The 16,168-nt window shown below is 54.7% G+C and carries 17 protein-coding genes; 11 read left to right on the top strand and 6 right to left on the bottom strand.

Features of this window, described 5'->3' with window-relative positions:
* Positions 1-83 precede the first annotated feature (83 nt).
* A complete protein-coding gene (locus tag KTT_RS27640; RefSeq protein WP_126600922.1) occupies positions 84-947 on the top strand; it encodes an LLM class F420-dependent oxidoreductase in 864 nt (287 codons plus the stop codon).
* A 97-nt stretch (positions 948-1,044) separates the two neighbouring features.
* Here the strand turns inward: KTT_RS27640 and KTT_RS27635 are convergent, their stop codons facing one another.
* Positions 1,045-3,384 (bottom strand): serine/threonine protein kinase, encoded by a 2,340-nt coding sequence (locus KTT_RS27635; protein WP_160146174.1) that lies wholly within the window; start codon positions 3,382-3,384, stop codon positions 1,045-1,047.
* A gap of 331 nt (positions 3,385-3,715) precedes the next feature.
* Between KTT_RS27635 and KTT_RS27630 the strand changes: the two genes are divergently transcribed.
* From KTT_RS27630 to KTT_RS27620, 3 genes are all read left to right on the top strand, one after another.
* Entirely contained in the window at positions 3,716-4,138 is a 423-nt protein-coding gene (locus KTT_RS27630; protein ID WP_126600918.1) for a family 1 glycosylhydrolase, read from the top strand.
* Positions 4,139-4,214: 76 nt separating this feature from the next.
* Entirely contained in the window at positions 4,215-4,445 is a 231-nt protein-coding gene (locus KTT_RS27625; protein WP_126600916.1) for a hypothetical protein, read from the top strand.
* Positions 4,446-4,529: 84 nt separating this feature from the next.
* Positions 4,530-4,802 carry a YkgJ family cysteine cluster protein gene (locus KTT_RS27620; protein WP_126600914.1) on the top strand — a complete coding sequence of 91 codons (273 nt, stop codon included), beginning with the start codon at positions 4,530-4,532 and terminating at the stop codon, positions 4,800-4,802.
* 28 nt (positions 4,803-4,830) lie between these two features.
* Here KTT_RS27620 and KTT_RS27615 read toward each other — a convergent pair whose 3' ends face one another.
* The 3 genes from KTT_RS27615 to KTT_RS27605 form a co-directional block, all read right to left on the bottom strand.
* Positions 4,831-5,106, bottom strand: a complete 276-nt coding sequence (locus KTT_RS27615) for a UBP-type zinc finger domain-containing protein (RefSeq protein WP_126600912.1) — start codon at positions 5,104-5,106, stop codon at positions 4,831-4,833.
* Between the two features lie 244 nt (positions 5,107-5,350).
* A complete protein-coding gene (locus tag KTT_RS27610) occupies positions 5,351-5,977 on the bottom strand; it encodes a copper resistance CopC family protein (protein WP_126600910.1) in 627 nt (208 codons plus the stop codon).
* A gap of 361 nt (positions 5,978-6,338) precedes the next feature.
* Positions 6,339-6,917, bottom strand: coding sequence for a copper resistance CopC family protein (locus KTT_RS27605; RefSeq protein WP_160146173.1), 579 nt, complete (start codon positions 6,915-6,917; stop codon positions 6,339-6,341).
* A 468-nt stretch (positions 6,918-7,385) separates the two neighbouring features.
* Here KTT_RS27605 and KTT_RS27600 point away from each other — a divergent pair, with 468 nt between their 5' ends.
* A complete protein-coding gene (locus KTT_RS27600) occupies positions 7,386-7,760 on the top strand; it encodes a cupredoxin domain-containing protein (RefSeq protein WP_126600906.1) in 375 nt (124 codons plus the stop codon).
* Between the two features lie 15 nt (positions 7,761-7,775).
* On the opposite strand, the gene KTT_RS27595 is transcribed toward KTT_RS27600, so the two are convergent.
* Positions 7,776-8,792 (bottom strand): zinc-binding alcohol dehydrogenase family protein, encoded by a 1,017-nt coding sequence (locus KTT_RS27595; RefSeq protein ID WP_126600903.1) that lies wholly within the window; start codon positions 8,790-8,792, stop codon positions 7,776-7,778.
* A 65-nt stretch (positions 8,793-8,857) separates the two neighbouring features.
* On the bottom strand, positions 8,858-9,181 hold the full coding sequence (locus KTT_RS27590; RefSeq protein ID WP_126600901.1) for an L-rhamnose mutarotase: 324 nt from the start codon (positions 9,179-9,181) through the stop codon (positions 8,858-8,860).
* A 1,104-nt stretch (positions 9,182-10,285) separates the two neighbouring features.
* On the opposite strand from KTT_RS27590, the gene KTT_RS27585 reads away from it, so the two are divergent.
* From KTT_RS27585 to KTT_RS27560, 6 genes are all read left to right on the top strand, one after another.
* Positions 10,286-11,140, top strand: coding sequence for an AraC family transcriptional regulator (locus KTT_RS27585; RefSeq protein WP_126600899.1), 855 nt, complete (start codon positions 10,286-10,288; stop codon positions 11,138-11,140).
* A 170-nt stretch (positions 11,141-11,310) separates the two neighbouring features.
* Positions 11,311-12,216, top strand: coding sequence for a phytanoyl-CoA dioxygenase family protein (locus tag KTT_RS27580; protein ID WP_235845890.1), 906 nt, complete (start codon positions 11,311-11,313; stop codon positions 12,214-12,216).
* A 374-nt stretch (positions 12,217-12,590) separates the two neighbouring features.
* Positions 12,591-13,202: a nucleotide exchange factor GrpE gene (locus KTT_RS27575; RefSeq protein WP_160146172.1), complete on the top strand. Its 612-nt coding sequence runs from the start codon at positions 12,591-12,593 to the stop codon at positions 13,200-13,202.
* A gap of 59 nt (positions 13,203-13,261) precedes the next feature.
* Positions 13,262-14,245, top strand: a complete 984-nt coding sequence (locus KTT_RS27570) for a DnaJ C-terminal domain-containing protein (protein ID WP_126600896.1) — start codon at positions 13,262-13,264, stop codon at positions 14,243-14,245.
* A 26-nt stretch (positions 14,246-14,271) separates the two neighbouring features.
* On the top strand, positions 14,272-14,616 hold the full coding sequence (locus tag KTT_RS27565) for a chaperone modulator CbpM (protein ID WP_126600894.1): 345 nt from the start codon (positions 14,272-14,274) through the stop codon (positions 14,614-14,616).
* A gap of 354 nt (positions 14,617-14,970) precedes the next feature.
* A complete protein-coding gene (locus tag KTT_RS27560) occupies positions 14,971-15,906 on the top strand; it encodes an LLM class F420-dependent oxidoreductase (RefSeq protein WP_126600892.1) in 936 nt (311 codons plus the stop codon).
* Positions 15,907-16,168: the final 262 nt, after the last annotated feature.

The raw sequence follows: 16,168 nt of genomic DNA, 5'->3' as shown, positions 1-16,168 counted from the left end.
TAAATGTTGTATGTATGACTGTTGTTATGCGTAAACCATAAACATTGCTTCGACTCAACAATACTATACTACAGGAGTACGAGATGCAGATAGGTGTAACATTTCCACAGACAGAGATTGGTGCTGATCCCCAGGTTATTCGCGATTATGCCCAGGCCGTAGAGGGGATGGGATATGAGCACGTACTTATTTATGATCATGTGCTGGGCGCGAACCCCTCCAGTCGCCCCGGCTGGTCCGGATATACCCATACCGAGATGTTTCATGAGCCGTTTGTGCTCTTTGGCTACCTTGCGGCCCTGACGAAGCTTGAGCTGGTGACCGGCGTGATTATTCTGCCACAGCGTCAGGCGACCCTGGTGGCCAAGCAGGCGGCTGAAGTCGATGTGTTGAGCGGTGGCAAATTCCGCCTGGGCATCGGCGTTGGCTGGAATCCGGTCGAGTACGAGGCACTGGGCATGGATTTCAGTACCCGTGGACGCGTGGTTGAGGAGCAGATAGAGCTGATGCGCCAGCTATGGGGGCGGGAACTGATAACCTTTAAGGGCAAGTACCATACCGTGACCGACGCTGGTCTGAATCCCTTGCCGGTGCGGCGCTCAATCCCCGTCTGGATCGGCGGCAGCTCCGATGTGACGCTGAAGCGTGCCGCCCGCATCGCCGATGGCTGGTTCCCGCTGGGGCGGCCCGACGACAGGATGCGCGGGTTGCTGGATCACCTGAACGGCTACCTGCAGGAGAGTGGCCGCGAACGTCAATCCTTTGGAATCGAGGCGCGGGTCAGCGCGTCCGAAGGAGATCTGGATCAGCAGGTGCGCGAGACCGAGCTGTGGCGTTCTTATGGGGCCACGCACATCTCCTTCAATACGATGAACGCCGGCTTCACCTCTCTCGACCAGCACCTGCAGGCCCTGCGACGCTATAAAGAAGCCATCAAAACGTTGTGACCAGCGCACCTTTGATGGCGGAGGTGCGCGCCATTGTTGGACGTACGCGCCCGGGAACGGGGTCGCCTTCGGCTCCAGGCCGGGGCAAGCCCGGCATCTACGGGGAGGGTGACGATGAGACGCGGCGGATGTCGATGCTGGCGAGGCCGGCAATCTGGTTACATAGCGTCGCCACCCCCGGATGGGTCTTGTTATCCGCGTCGGTCCAGTTGGTTTTGGAGACGCTGGAGTCGGCCAGCTGGTCCAGCTGGTTACGCTGATTCTGGGCCGCCTGTAATTGAGCCTTGGTTAGCTTGCCAAGCTGGAGGACCTGGTCGTGCATTCTGGTGATCAGGCCGGTGAAGGCGACCATGTGCGCGTCGATCGCGTTGGCCGATGAGATCTGGCTTGCGCTGGCGCCAGGGGACGCGACGATCCCCGCCAGGTGCAGTCTGATGTGCTGTAGATGGCCATGGATATTGGCGAGTTGCTTGCATTCCAGCAGGCCGATCTTGCTCTCATTCAGGACATTCTTGTCGGGTGCGGCCGGCAGGTGTCCTGTCGCCTGCGTCTCGGTGGCCGCGCAGGGACCATCCATATAATAGAGCATATCGGTCAGTTTTTGGCGTATAAGTACGGGGTCCTGCAGATTCTTGACGCTCGCGGCCTCTTGTTGTATCTGTTCCACGTCGTGCTGGAACCAGAAATCGATGCCATTATGTAACCCACGATTCTCCAATGTAGGTTCACTGGACAGCAGGTGCCGCAGGTGGTCTAGCTGGCTGAAGTGCTCTGGATCGCCGTTGCGCGGCTGATCAGGGATGCTGCCCGAGTAGCGCCACGTTTTGGTGTCCAAAACCGGGGTGACGGGCTGATCATTGGGCGCATTCTCGGTGATCACGAAGGCGCTCATGCTGGCCAGCAGGTTCTGGTGGTTGGGACTCCTGTAATTGAGCGTGCCCGCTCCATTTGTGATGGTAATGTTCCCCAACAAAAGCGCGTCATTTTCTGGCTGCCGCTTGTTGTAGAGCCAGGCCTTGTAGACTTTACCTGCCGCTGGCATGGCTACATTCTTGAGATTGATCATAACACCATCATTGATGGTTGGATTATTGCTGTCGAGCGCGTTGCCGGTGTTGTAGAAGGACATCTGCCCCACGATCGGATTGGTGGAACTGGCTGCCCCCGAGGGGAACAGGGTCAGGACCCTGTTCAGCAGGGTGGCGCCGATGACCAGTAAAATCAGGACCGCGATGGCAATAGGCCACAGGCTGCGCCAGACGCGGTTGCTCCCCGTGGAAGGGGCTGGCGCCTTTGGCGGCGGAACGGGTTCTACTGGCGCCTTTGCTGGCGGGACGGGTTCCGTGGCTACCTGTGGCGACGCGGCGTCCTGAGCCTGGACCGCGGATAATGAGGCGGCCTGGGTTGTATTCGCATGCGATGCGATGGCCGTCTGCGCTTCCGCGGTTCCCACTGAGATGATCGTTGGCAACGAGGACGCGTTATCCTCGATTGGCGGTAGGAACAGTTCAGGCGGTAGCGATGGCTGGCTATGACTGCTTTTTACCCGTAACCGTTCGGGAATGGGGACGTGGAAGGAGTTCGCCACGGCTATCGTCATTGAGGTGGCGCTATTAAAGCGCTCGGCTGGATCTTTAGCCATGGCGTGCTTGATGACAACATCTATCTCAGCTGGTAGCCTGGGATTAATCAGTGTAGGTGGCGTTGGCTCATCCTGCATATGCTGGCGCATGACCGCGTAGGCATTATCACCCCGGAAGGGGGGCGTGCCGGTACAGATCTCGTAGAGGATCACTCCCAGTGAGTACAGATCGCTTTTGGGTGTGATCTCTCCGCCCTGAACCTGCTCAGGCGCGATATACAGGGGCGTGCCCATCAACGCCCCCATCTCGGTTGGTCCCTGGGCACCGATGATCTTGACCAGGCCAAAGTCGCTGAGAATGGGTTCTCCCATCGAATTGATCTCGGTATTGGTGCTATCCAGCAGGATGTTAGAGGGTTTGATATCGCGGTGCACAATATTTTTTCGGTGCGCGTAATCGAGCGCCTGGCTGATCGAGGCAAAGAGCTCAACAATCTCTTCAGGGGTCGGAAACAGGCTGACGCGTGAGGTGCGCTGGATATATTTGTCCAGGGTGGGGCCGTCAACGAACTCCATTACCAGGTATGGATCGCAACCCTCTTCTTCTGGACCCGGGATGTGTAAGTCGAAGACCTGCACGATATTGGGATGGTGCAGTTGGGCGATGGCCTGACCTTCATTGACGAAGCGCGTCATCGATCCAGGGGTGACGTACCGGAGGTCCGCGTGCAGGATCTTTACCGCGACAAAGCGGCGTAATTCCGGGTGAAGCGCCTTCCAGACCTGAGCCATGCCGCCGGTGCCGATCGGCTCCAGCAATTCATACTTCCCAAAACAACTTGGCTCTTTATTCATGAACTTTCCTTGCATCTAACAGCATGTGGCACATGTTGAAAGATAAAATAAGTATATTACATCGCTTTATCATACACGCTGGTCAACTGCGTGTCAAAAAGAGAAGTGGGATATCGTACAGGTGGTGGTGCGAGGGATGCATCTTGCGCATCCCTCGCACCACCACCTGTACGATATTGAGCGCGTCTATGTTTTTTCTCTTCTACTTATACATAGACGCGTTGAAAAGGGATTTTTTGAACGTGGGCAACCTCTTTCCCGTCTATAGCGTCGATCAGACGCCTGGCGCCTCTGAGCGCGTGGAGCGGGAGATCGATTCCAGACGAACAGTGTGCCCGGCACCGCTATGGGATGGGAGATCTATGCCCAGGGCCTGGCCGACCTTATTAGCTGGTTGCGCTACGAGTATGTGATCCCCGCTATACTGATTACAGAAAATGGTGCGGCCTTCGAGGATTGTATCGAGGCGAGCGGAAGGATCTCCGACGTGCGCCGTCTTCAATATTTACGCGAGCATATCGAGGCCATTGGCCGCAGTATTCAGCAATCGGATCTCGCGCCCGTTCAGGGTTATTTCGCCTGGTCGCTGCTGGATAACTTTGAGTGGGCCGAAGGATATAGTAAACGCTTCGGCTTAGTCTACATCGATTATGATACCCAGACCCGTATTATAAAGATAGTGGCCTCTGGTATGCATCCTTTCTGGCATTGCACAATGCCCAACATTATGAATAGACAACAACATGTTCTTTAGCTCAGAAAAATGTTTTTGCGATTTTGCGGGAGGTATATATATCTCCCGCGAATCGCCATCACAAAAGGCATATACTATGAGTGAGGTAGAAAAATTGCGCCAGCGAATCGCTCTGGAGTGCCAGGCCATGCATCGCCTGATGTATGATTTTGCGGCTGTCTCAAGGCATGAGATTATCGCCCATCACTATGATGCGATTGGTGCGTATCAAAATCAACTGGAATTGCTGGTAGGTAATGTGGAGGCCTCTCTGATTACCGCCGAAACCTATATCAAGGCGATCGAAGCGCCTGGCCTTCAGCCCTGATAGCGGGGAGTGACCGCGTTTCCATCTGGCTACATTCGTGCTACAATATCCTGAAAGTATCGTAACAAGATTGGACTCTGGCGAATGGAATGCCGTATTGGCTGTGGTGCCTGCTGTATCGCGCCCTCGATCTCAACCCCTATCCCTGGCATGCCCGAAGGCAAGCCAGCAGGAGTTCGCTGCGTCAATTTGAGCAGCGATAATCGCTGCCAGCTGTTTGGCAAGCCAGAACGCCCGGCTGTCTGCTCCGCCTTTCAACCCCAGGAAGATATCTGTGGACACTCTTCTCAGGAGGCTTTGCAGATTATTACCACCCTCGAACGAGCTACCACCCCCATCAACAAAAAGAACCGTTAGCTACTGGTCGCTTGCTATCCTTTACTCGTTATTCTTCTTCACTAAAGTCGAGCTCAACCTGGTCGACATAGCACCAGCCCCAATCTTCGCCCGGCTCAAAAGAGGCTATGATCGGATGCCGGGTGCTGTGAAAGTGTTTGGTGGCGTGCTTGTTCTTTGATGAGTCACAACAGCCTACATGCCCACAGGTCATGCAGATGCGCAGATGGACCCAGCTATCACCGGTCTTCAGGCAATCTTCGCAGCCACGCGCGCTGGGCGTGACCTCTTGAATCTCGTCAACGTGCGTACATACTTCCGCCATGATCGTCTCCTTTTAAAACACTTCTTTTTAGAAAATACATGCTTAATTGCCAGGGAAGCGCACCTGGTTTCCTGGCACCCATTGTTCCGTCCGCTGTCACTATATCATGCAGGATGAAATGGTGAAAGGTCTCTTTAGAGCTTAGATGCTGGAGGATTGGCGCGTATGCAGACCTGAGGCGGGAGTCAGTTGTATGGTGTTGCATGAGGTGGCTCAATGCAACACCATACAATAGCTCTAATGCTTAGCTGACCGGAGTGCGGGTGGGCTCGTCGGCGGTGGGTGCAGGCTGGCGCGTGCGGCCCAGGCCGAAACCGACTCCCAGACCTACCAGCAGGGCGATCGCGCCAGAGATGACGGCGGTCCAGATGGAGGGGCCGCTATTGCTGGAACTGGTTGTGGTGGCAGCGGGTGCGCTTGCTTTGGGCGCGGCGGTAGGCTGAGCCTGCTGCGCGCTGCTACCGGTTGCTGTACCGACCGTAAAGACAAAGGCGCCCTGAGCTGGATCGTTGTCATCAGATGAAACGGTGGTCCAGCGTACCACGTAGACGCCGTTTTTCTCGGGTTTGATGTTGACCGACATCTGTTTGGGATTGTTCAGGTCAACTTTGGCGTCCCCCTGGCTGATGAGGTCGCCGCTGGGTCCATAGACGAAAAGGTTGCTGTTGGCTGGACCCGGCTTCATATTTTCGAGCGCGGTGACGGTGACCTTGTTGGGTGCCTTCGCAATGGTTGAGTTAATACCCGGATCAGATGACGAGACTTTGGCGTGATTGGGCATCGCGAAGGATGTGCCGGTGAGCGCGAAGAATATGCCCAGGCTGAGGATCGTCGCGCATATCATGCATAAACGTTGTTGAAGTAAGCGCATAATGATTACATCCGCCTTTCTTGCTTGTCAGCATTCTATGAACGTGTCTGACTTCCGTCATGTTGGGGGTGCATGAGCGCCCCCGTACGGGCGTCCGCTACGCGGCCGCACTGTTTTTGTGTGTTGGTGCAGCAGGGGAGCTCTCGCACCCCTGCTGCACCAATACACCATGGACTTGTGAGCCCCGGAGGTGCGAAAACCCATGCAGGCCGCAGTCGATGATCATGAGAGTCAGACACGCTCTATGGAAAGAAAAAGTGCACATTAAGGTACTACTTTTTTGTATCATCAGGGTTGCTCGCTAGTAATCTCTACCCAGAGCATAATGCTTGCATTAAGCCATGTCTATCGGGGCAATTCCCTATTTTTTCTCTAGGGTATTTTCTGCCTGGGGCAGCGAGGCTTTATGCTGCTGCTGATGCCGGGCCATCATAAAGGTGACCGCGCTACCCGCCAGCAGACCGATGATGCCGGCCAGGAGCACCTTGAGCCAGCCGGGTAAGGGTGTGGTGGTCGTACTCCGGCTTGGTGTGGTCTTATTCGTGTTGGCCATCATTGGGTGTCCCGCCAGCTCACTTTTCACCATACCCTTGAGCATAGGACTGATATTGACGAAGAAACGGAAGCTCCCGCTGTCCCGGTGTCCTTCGTCGGTAGAGGTGTTATGCCAGGTGACGAGATAGATTTCAGAATTATTTGCCTGCATCGGCACCACCATCGTCTGGCGGTCATTGCCGTTGAGCTTGGCCGGCGCCGTATTTACCAGCCTGCCGGTGACATCATAGACCTGGATATCGCTCAGATTAGGATCGACCGGCTCTGAGAAGCGCACCGTAACCGTGGTCGGTGCTTTGGTCAGCATGGCATTGGCGGCCGGTACGGAGCTAACATATTCGCCATGGACAGGTTGCGCCAGCGCACTCCCAGTGTATATCAGCATGGATAGCATGCCCAAAAAAATGCTTAAACCGATGATATAATATATCCCTGCTCGTGTGCTCATTTGTATAAACGTCCTCTCTACTAATGATGAGCGGCAACGATGCCACGCAGGATCAGAGGTGACTACGCAGTAGAACATCTCCACCCCACACTTCCACATCTTTCTTAATCGTCTTCTATCCTTATCGGATATACCAGGTTAGATTAGAGCAGAACTCTATTTCTGTCTATTGGGCTTTGGCCCTATTCTTTTTCTGCACTGCTCTATTGTAATCCTTTAGATATATAATAGCACTCCTCAAAATATACACTACTTATTTGTGTGTATAGGGAGATATATCTGACCTATTCTGTAACACCTGAAAAATAATCAGATAGCAGGAAAAGATAACCCTGTTACAATACATGTAATAGCTTTCAGTGATACACTGAAATAGAATCTTTTTATGTGGGAGCAATCTGCATCATGAAACGGTATCCATATCGATGTCTGCTTTTTTGGGGTGTACTGATCGTTATGGTGGGGCTTCTCGCCGCCTGTGGTGCCTCAAATCAGAATCAGGTCCATATGAACGAAACAAATTTTGCGCAGAAATCTATTAGCATTCAAAAGGGTGATAGCGTGACGCTGGTCAATGATAGTCCGGCGATTCATGTGATTGAGAATGGGAGCTGGGTGGATGGGATGCAGGTGCCGAAAGATGAGGCCGGGGCGCCGCAGGTTCATGTCAGCGTAGATGGCAATATCAGCCAGATAATCGGTCCCTTTAATACCGCCGGAACCTTCCATCTTTACTGTACCGTCCATCCTGACATGAACCTTACCGTCAACGTTCATTGACGTGATACTGGTCATTTAGAAGGTGATGACGGCCTTGATGATGCCACTATCACGATCGAACCAGTGAGGAAATGCCTCAACTACGGTTTCGGGCGTGGCGCGATGCGTAATCCACGGATCCAGCTGGATCTGTCCCGCCTCAAGATAGGCGATGATCTGGCGGAACTCTTTGCTGGTGGAGTTGCGACTGCTCAGCAGCGTGAGCTCATGGCTGTGGAAGTAGGGATCGTTGAAGGTGACGTCCCCCTGGAAGAGTCCGACAAAGATCAGGCGACCACCATGGGCGACGTAGTGAAAGGCGGCCTGCATCGAGTGTTGATTGCCGGTGGCGTCAAAGACGGCCGTCGGAAGGTCGTCCCCAAATATGGTCTGCAGACTGGCCTGGACGTCCTGCCCTGGATCGATGCAGGTGACATCTGGCCATTGCTTACGACAGAAGTCCAGGCGACTGGCGCTGATATCCATGACAAAGACCCGCGCGCCCGCCAGCCGGGCGAACTGGGTGACCGCCAGCCCGATGGGACCCGCGCCCACCACCAGCACGCGTTCATTATTGGCCAGCTGCGCGCGATCTACCGCGTGGGCGCCAATCGAGAGCGGCTCGACCAGCGCCAGGTGCTCAAAAGAGAGATTCTGGGCAGGATGAAGATGGTCGGCAGGCACCAGCAGGTATTCGCTCATGCCACCATCGATATGTACCCCCAGCACGCGTAGATTGAGGCAGCAATTCGTTTTGCCGCGCCGGCAAGGGGAGCACGTACCGCAGTTGAGGTAGGGCTCGACCGCGCAACGCATCCCCACGCTGATCCGCTGCACCTGTTCTCCGATGGCCACCACCTCCACTCCCAGTTCATGACCCAGCACGCGTGGATATTCAAAGAAGGGTTGTTCCCCGCGAAAGGCATGCAGGTCGGTGCCACACACCCCGATTGCCCGCACCCGTACCAGCGCCTCGGTTGGTCCCGGCGTCTGCGGCTCGGTCGCCTGCAGTAACCGTAACTGTCCCGGCGTCTCCAACTGTATCGTCTTCATCGTCTTTCCTCTTTACTTTCTCCTATATACAACTGTGTATACGACTGCGCAGGGCCTGTAATCACCTAATCAGTATGGAAAACAGCTTTCATATTGGTCCACCATTCACCCTCAGCGCTCCCTTCAACCGGCTCCTGCATCGGATCTGTATGCGACCACCACTCCTGCGTCTTGGGGTCTGCCGCCATCTTCTTCTGATCGGCAGCGTAATCGCTGCCAATATATTCAAAATAAGCAAATAAGAAGGTCCCATGGCGAAAAATAGTGTAGTTGCGCATGTTGCAGGCCCGAATCGTCTCCAACACCCCCGGCCAGACAGCGGCATGGATACGCTCATAATCTTCAATACGGTCCGGTTTTATCCGAATAACTTGACCAAATCTGCGCATAAATATTCTCCCTCTCATGAACTGTAACTCTGCCCGCCGTGCGTATGATACCTATAAGTTACTTAGAATGTGTTTGACTCTCACGATCATCGCTCTGAGCATGCTTGAGTTTTCGCACCTGCGGTGCTCAGGGGTCCTTTGTGTGTTGGTGCATCGGGTGCGCATCCGCGCACCCGATGCACCAACACACAAAACTAATGCGGCCGCGCAGCGGACGCGCGTGCGGGGGCGCATACGTGCCCCCAACATGACGGAAGTCAGACACGTTCTTAATATAGTGGTGCATAGGGATGCATCCGCGCACTACCAGCATCTCACAATAAACACTGCTCACCGCGCATACGATTTCTATAAGTTACTTATATGTTGGTGCGACAGGGGCGCGGATGCGCCCCTGTCGCACCAACATATAAACCAGTGCGGCTGCGCATGCGGCCGCCCGAAAGGGGGCGCTCAACTACCCCACCAAAGTGAAAATATAGCACCTACTCTTATGGAGAAAGCGCTTTCTCCATAAGAGTAGAAAAAAACCCTGCTTTTGTCAAGGGAATATACTGTATTTATATTCAAGAGAATCAAAAGGGGCTGGCCTTTCCATTGGAGAATCGAAAGGGCCAGCCGGTAGTCGCTCGCTGTGACATCCACTTGAGAGGAGATGGGACGGAGAATAGTAATGTGGGCCAACGGCGCGCGCGCCGTTGGCCGGATGACCGACCAGCGGCAGTCGCGTCCGCTACCAGGGATATCAGGATGAGAAAGAGAGTTTTTAACAGACGCTTCCATTCGTCAATTATCAGGCGCTTAAATTCGTATAAAGGACAGGTGCATGCAGTTGATGTGTACCGACTGTTCCCTGTGAGCTATAAGCGGCAAGGGCGTTTACATGACTACTACCATTGTCTTTTGAATCCGCTTATCTATCACACTATTATTGATCGCCACATTCTACGAGTGAATAAGGTTTTTTTCTGGCAATATTTGTTTCGAGTATGCTGTATCGAGCAAAAAGCATATATCGATCTGCATATGGTGCATCGAGCATATCTGTAAGTGCTCTAACCTATAGGCCAGTGTGCGCGAGATCTTTTTTATTGTAGAGGCGTTGTGGCACAATATAAGATGTGGATAGCTGAGCAAGCTACCGGGATTGGAGGAGATGTGACAACTGCGATGGAACTGGTGAATGGGATGCAGGCGCTACAGGTAGCGGCGGGCTGGACCTTTGGGGAGCATGCGCATAATGGGATTGAATTGGTGGGGATTCTTCAGGGACAGGTGGTATTGGAGGCCGCTCGGAGTCAATGGCAGGTTAAAATGGGACAGGTGGTCTCGATCCCCCCACATTTGCCGCATCGCTGGTGGTGCCATGAGCCGTCGCGGCTGAACGTTTTGCATCTTGATTATACACCGCTCGACCTGGCCCGGCGCCTGGTGCCGGGCAATGCTCCCCGCCTGATTACGCTGACAAAAAAACAGGTGGACGAATACGAGGGTCTGTTTCAGCGTCTATTGGACCTGGTCGCCCAATCGCCAGCCAGGCAAGAGCGTCTCCTGAAGGCCTACCTGGAGGTGTTTGTGCTGACCCTGCTGCAGGATGATCAAATGCAGGATCCGACAACCATCGCCATGTACGAGGTCGCGGCCTACATGCAGACCCACCTGGATCAGCCGATCGCTATCGCCCGCCTGGCGCAGCAGTTCTTAATGGCGGAAGTGACGCTGCGCCGCCATTTCCGCGCCGTCTTTGGCGTTTCGCCGAAACAATATCTGCTGGACCTGCGGCTGAAAGAGGCCCAGCATCTGCTGGCGACCACGCGCCTGACCCTGCAGGAGGTCGCGGCCCAGACCTGCTTTTTTGACCTGGCCCACTTCTCCTCAACCTTTCGCCAGCACTATCACGTCTCACCCTCCCAGTGGCGCACCCAGCACCTGGATCTCTCCTCTCCCGCCTCCGATTGACGATCCCCAGGGAGAATGTGATCGTTTTTTACAAATCACAGATTGCTTTCTCCCAGGACATAGGCGGCCCGCCTGCGTATACTTATCTGTAAGCAGGAGGTGCGGGCGGGGTTTGGGGGCGGTGAGAAAAGATGAGATCACGGACGTACCTGTTCCGAAGGAGGAAGCTTTTGAGCACACGGATGCGCGAATTTACATTGATGAGCAATGGCTATCAACTATCACAGACACCACAGCGTCTGGGCTGGCTGGAGCCCACCGATCCCACCTTACCGATGGAACAACTGCGGCAAAAGTACCGCGCGGACGGCTATCTATGGCTAAAGGGTATTCTGAATCGCGAGGCGGTCCAGGCATTTCGCCGCCGTTTCTTTGCTGCCATGCAGGCAAGCGGACTCCTGACCGCTGGTAGCGATCCCGAAGAGGGGATCTACTCGGGTGAGACCACACACAAGGAACTGGCCCACAGGATCTTCATGGAGGCGCATCGCTGGTCCGAGTACGAGGCTTTCTGTACCGCCCCCGAGATCGTACGTTTTTATGCGGAATTTCTCGGCGGCGAGATCTACCTGCACAAGCGCAAGCTTATCCGCTACAATGTGCCCGGTGATGCCAGGACCACGGGGGCGCACTATGACCTCGTCTACCTGCGCGGCGGCACCGATCGCCTCTGCAGCAGCTGGATCCCCATCGGCGACATACCAGTTGAGATGGGTGGCCTGACCTATCTGCAAGGCTCGGATGCCTGGGGACGGAAAATGGAGGCCGAGTTCTCCCGGCAGAACGCCGACCTTTCCCCCGAGGAGCGCATCAGCGCGTATAATAAAAATATGCGCGAGGGCTGGTTAACCAATGATTTGCCAGAGCTGGCCGAGCGCGTCAATAGTCGCTGGCTGATTGCCGATTATGCATGTGGAGATATGGTCGTACATAGTCCTTATATGATTCATGCCGCCACGGTCAACTATAACTCGGAGCAGCGCATTCGCCTCTCAACTGATATTCGCTATCAGCGTAAAGATGACGCTATCGATATGCGCTGGACCAACCATTGGTACCCTGGCGATAAGCTCTAGTTTTTTGTACACCTTCTCTCCTTTTTAATCGTGTTTTCTACAGCAATAGAATGAAGCCTTAATTCCATTGCCGTCATTTGAAGTTTTGAACACGTTTGTTCTTCGCATCTCTTTTAAGAACGTGTCTGATTCTCATGATCATCGCTTGCAGCACGCCTGAGCTTTCGCATCTACGGGGCTCACAAGTCCATGGTGTGTTGGTGCAGCAGGGGCGCATCTGCGCCCCTGCTGCACCAACACCCAAAAACAATGCGGCCGCGTAGCGGACGCGCGTGCGGGGGCGCTCACGTACCCCCAACATGGCGGAAGTTAAACACTTTCTGACACGTTCTAAAAAGGTTTGCATTGATATAGGATTGAAGAGGTGGATTGTTATGAGCCAGAATGATGCAAAGAAATCAAGTGAGAAGGATGTCCAACCTGATACCACTGTGGTGGAGGGAGAGGTTGTGGCGCCGGAAGAGGAGATGGGCGGTCGGCGGGAAGAGGTAACCTCTGAAGCTCCTTCTCTTGAGCAGCAGCTGGCCGATGAGCAGCAGAAAAGCGCCGAATATCTTGATCAATTGAAGCGTGCACAGGCCGATTTCATCAACTACCGGCGCAGAAGCCGCCAGGAACAGGTGGATGCACGCGCCAGTGGCGAGATGGCCCTGCTTGAACGCATTCTTCCCGTGCTGGATGACCTGGGGCGCGCCATGGCGTCTGTCCCCCCTGAACTGGCGGACAATGCCTGGGTTGAGGGAATCGTGCTGACCTCGCGGCAGCTGACGAATACACTTGAGCAACTGGGGGTGACACCGGTGGGAGAGCCAGGCGAGGCTTTTGATCCCTATAAACACGATGCTATTCTACGCATGCCCAGCCCACAACATGACGAGGGGACCATCATCCAGGTGGTACGACCCGGCTACATGCTGAGGGACCGAGTGTTACGTCCGGCGCAGGTTGTGGTCGCCAGCGCGCCTTCCCAGGAGGAGAACTCCTAGAGATCGGCTGACCAGGCGTCGTTTCTTTGGATAGACGCAGGCAGAGAGTGAGATGTTCTATGGCAGTTGATTACAAGGATTATTATAAGATTCTCGGTGTGAGCAAGGATGCCGACCAGAAGGATATTCAACGCGCCTTCCGGCGGCTGGCACGCAAATACCATCCCGATGTGAATCCCGATAACAAAGAAGCTGAAAATAAGTTCAAGGAAATTAATGAGGCCAACGAGGTCTTATCTGATCCAGAGAAGCGCAAAAAATATGATGAGATGGGCGCGTACTATCAGCAGTATGGCGCGTGGCCGGGAGCGGGTGGGGGCGCGGACGCGCGGGCGCGCTATGGTGGCGGACAGTATCAATACCAGACCATGAATGAAGAGGACCTGGATGACCTTTTCGGGGGAAGCTCCCCCTTCTCCGATTTCTTTGAGACCTATTTTCATTCGGGCTTCACCGGTGCGCAAGCGCGTCGCGCTGGCGCCCGTACGGGCCAGCATGCCCGGCAGGCCGTGGCTGGCCGTGACGTGGAAGCTGAGGTGGAGATAACACTAGCGGAAGCGTATCAGGGGACACAGCGGGTGCTTGAATTGAGTCAACCAGACGGGAGCACACGCCGTCTGGAGGTCAAGATTCCAGCGGGCGTTAGCGAGGGGTCCCGCGTGCGTATCTCGGGCCAGGGTATGCCCGGTACGCCGCGCGGCAACCTCTATCTCAACGTTCACCTGCGACCCGATCCTCAATACACGCGCGAAGGCAGTACGCTGCGCACCCGCATCTCTGTCCCATTGACCACGGCCATGCTCGGTGGAGAGGCCCCCATCCCCATTCCTGATGGACGCCGCCTGATGTTGCGCATCCCCGCCGGTACCAATGATGGCCGTTCCTTCCGTCTGCGCGGTCAGGGCATGCCCGAGAAAGTCGGACATCCAGAGCAGCGCGGCGATCTGTACGCCGAGGTGCACGTCGACCTGCCTACCCAATTAACCGATGAACAGAAGCGCCTCTTTGAGGCTTTTGCGGGTTCACTGAGCTCGACCCGCTAAGATGGAAGAGGAGTGATGTATTATCCATGAATGATCCACAATTCTCGCGGCAGCTCACAAAAATTATTGTGCTAGGTCAGAACGAATCTTACAGCTATAGTGAATCAGAGATACTGGAATGGTGTCGCCTGGAACAACCATTTGTGTCGCAGCTGGCCGAAGAAGGGCTGGTTGGACGCCTGGACAGTGCCAGTATGCAATACTATTACTGTGACAGAGACCTGCGTCTCTTGCGCCGGGCTTATCGACTGCAGCGCGACCTCGACATCAACCCGGCAGGCATAGAGGTCATCCTGCGCCTGCTTATGCGCATCGATGAGCTACAGCGCGCCCATCCCCAACCCGATCAACCCTCCGAACCCCAATCATAGGCGTGCCCTGATCGGGTGCTCAAGAGTTTTTGTGTCAGTGCATCAGGGACGAGTGTACTCGTCCCTGATGCATCAACACAAAAACGAGTGCGGCCGCGCCAGCGGACGCCCGTGCGGGGTGCATCGGTAAGCCCAAACAAACATCTATGCGTTGATGCAGCGGGGCGCATCGGTAAGCCCAAACAAACATCTATGTGTTGATGCAGCGGGGCGCATCCGCGCCCCGCTGCATCAACAAAAACCAGTGCGGCCGCGCACGCGGACGCCCGAGCGGGGGCGCCCATGTACCCCTCTTTCTTCCTCATGCGTATACCCATTAGTAGAACTAAAATATCGTAAAGAAAGAAGGTTAATATGAAGTTTAGCGTTGAAATTCCCAATGGCTGGAAGATGAATCTGGCTGCCATCAAAGATCCGGTGGAGGCCTACGAGGCGATGACCAACGTGGCTAAAGCCGCCGATGACGATGGCTATGAGTCCATCTGGATGGTCGATCACTTTCACACCGTCCCCCAACCATCACAGGAAGTAACCTTTGAAACCTGGATGTCGCTGGCGGGTATCGCGCGCGACACGAAGCACGTGCGCATTGGCCAGATCGTAACCTGTAACGGCTACCGCAATCCTGCTCTGCTCGCCAAGATGGCCAGCACCTTCGATGTTCTGTCGCACGGTCGTCTAAACTTTGGTATCGGCGCGGGCTGGTACGAGCACGAGTACCGGGCCTATGGCTATCCGTATCCCGACGCACCCGAGCGCCTGCGCATGCTGCGTGAAGCCTTGCAGGTGATCCATGCCATGTGGGAGCAGGACGAGGCTCATTTTGAAGGCAAATATTACCAGGTTCGGGGCGCCATCAATCAGCCCAAAGGTGTGCAGAAGCCGCACATTCCCATCCTCATCGGTGGTGGTGGTGAAAAGGTCACCCTCAAACTGGTCGCCCAGTACGGTGACGCCAGCAACATCCTGGGTGATCAGCAAACCATCAAGCACAAAATCGGCGTACTCAAGCAGCACTGTGAGAATCTGGGCCGCGACTTCTCGACGATCCACAACACTACCGGTGCCGTCTGCGCTATCGCCGATAGCGACGCCGAGGCCATAGCATCCCTCCCTGACCACGTCCGGAAACAACTGAGGGACACCTCACTGGTCGGTAGTCCGGAAACGATCCGCCAGCGTGTCGCCGAGCTTGAAGGCCTCGGCATCCACGAACTGATCCTGGACTTCCCCACCTGCGCCACCGACCTCACCCCCATCCACCGCTTCGCCCAGGAATTCGTCAAATAATAATTATATCCAATAAAATACATAGGTGCAGAACTGTGCGCATCGCGCACAGTTCTGCACCTATGTATTTTATTGGATATAGACAATATAACCTTGACAGAGCAAATGCTTTCATGTTAAGACTATCAAAAGAGTTTGAAACCAGATGAAATGTAGCAAAACATGACAATGGCTTCAACTATTTAGCGCCCATAGTGTCAAAATGAGTATGATTAATTTGTAGGTAGACAGACCGCTAACTATTTCCAGTTCATCAGTGGCA

Origin of the sequence: Dictyobacter aurantiacus (assembly GCF_003967515.1) — a bacterium.
Taxonomy (GTDB): Bacteria; Chloroflexota; Ktedonobacteria; order Ktedonobacterales; family Ktedonobacteraceae; genus Dictyobacter; species Dictyobacter aurantiacus.
Note: the sequence above shows the minus strand (reverse complement) of the source record. Positions and strands in the feature narration are given on the sequence as shown.

What these genes read in the sequence shown, in the direction of transcription:
- KTT_RS27575 (WP_160146172.1), top strand. Translation starts at nt 12,591, where the DNA reads ATGAGCCAGAATGATGCAAAGAAATCAAGTGAGAAGGATGTCCAACCT.
- KTT_RS27600 (WP_126600906.1), top strand. Translation starts at nt 7,386, where the DNA reads ATGAAACGGTATCCATATCGATGTCTGCTTTTTTGGGGTGTACTGATC.
- KTT_RS27625 (WP_126600916.1), top strand. Translation starts at nt 4,215, where the DNA reads ATGAGTGAGGTAGAAAAATTGCGCCAGCGAATCGCTCTGGAGTGCCAG.
- KTT_RS27605 (WP_160146173.1), bottom strand. Translation starts at nt 6,917, where the DNA reads ATGCTGATATACACTGGGAGTGCGCTGGCGCAACCTGTCCATGGCGAA.
- KTT_RS27565 (WP_126600894.1), top strand. Translation starts at nt 14,272, where the DNA reads ATGAATGATCCACAATTCTCGCGGCAGCTCACAAAAATTATTGTGCTA.
- KTT_RS27590 (WP_126600901.1), bottom strand. Translation starts at nt 9,181, where the DNA reads ATGCGCAGATTTGGTCAAGTTATTCGGATAAAACCGGACCGTATTGAA.
- KTT_RS27635 (WP_160146174.1), bottom strand. Translation starts at nt 3,384, where the DNA reads ATGAATAAAGAGCCAAGTTGTTTTGGGAAGTATGAATTGCTGGAGCCG.
- KTT_RS27610 (WP_126600910.1), bottom strand. Translation starts at nt 5,977, where the DNA reads ATGCGCTTACTTCAACAACGTTTATGCATGATATGCGCGACGATCCTC.
- KTT_RS27640 (WP_126600922.1), top strand. Translation starts at nt 84, where the DNA reads ATGCAGATAGGTGTAACATTTCCACAGACAGAGATTGGTGCTGATCCC.
- KTT_RS27560 (WP_126600892.1), top strand. Translation starts at nt 14,971, where the DNA reads ATGAAGTTTAGCGTTGAAATTCCCAATGGCTGGAAGATGAATCTGGCT.
- KTT_RS27595 (WP_126600903.1), bottom strand. Translation starts at nt 8,792, where the DNA reads ATGAAGACGATACAGTTGGAGACGCCGGGACAGTTACGGTTACTGCAG.
- KTT_RS27570 (WP_126600896.1), top strand. Translation starts at nt 13,262, where the DNA reads ATGGCAGTTGATTACAAGGATTATTATAAGATTCTCGGTGTGAGCAAG.
- KTT_RS27620 (WP_126600914.1), top strand. Translation starts at nt 4,530, where the DNA reads ATGGAATGCCGTATTGGCTGTGGTGCCTGCTGTATCGCGCCCTCGATC.
- KTT_RS27615 (WP_126600912.1), bottom strand. Translation starts at nt 5,106, where the DNA reads ATGGCGGAAGTATGTACGCACGTTGACGAGATTCAAGAGGTCACGCCC.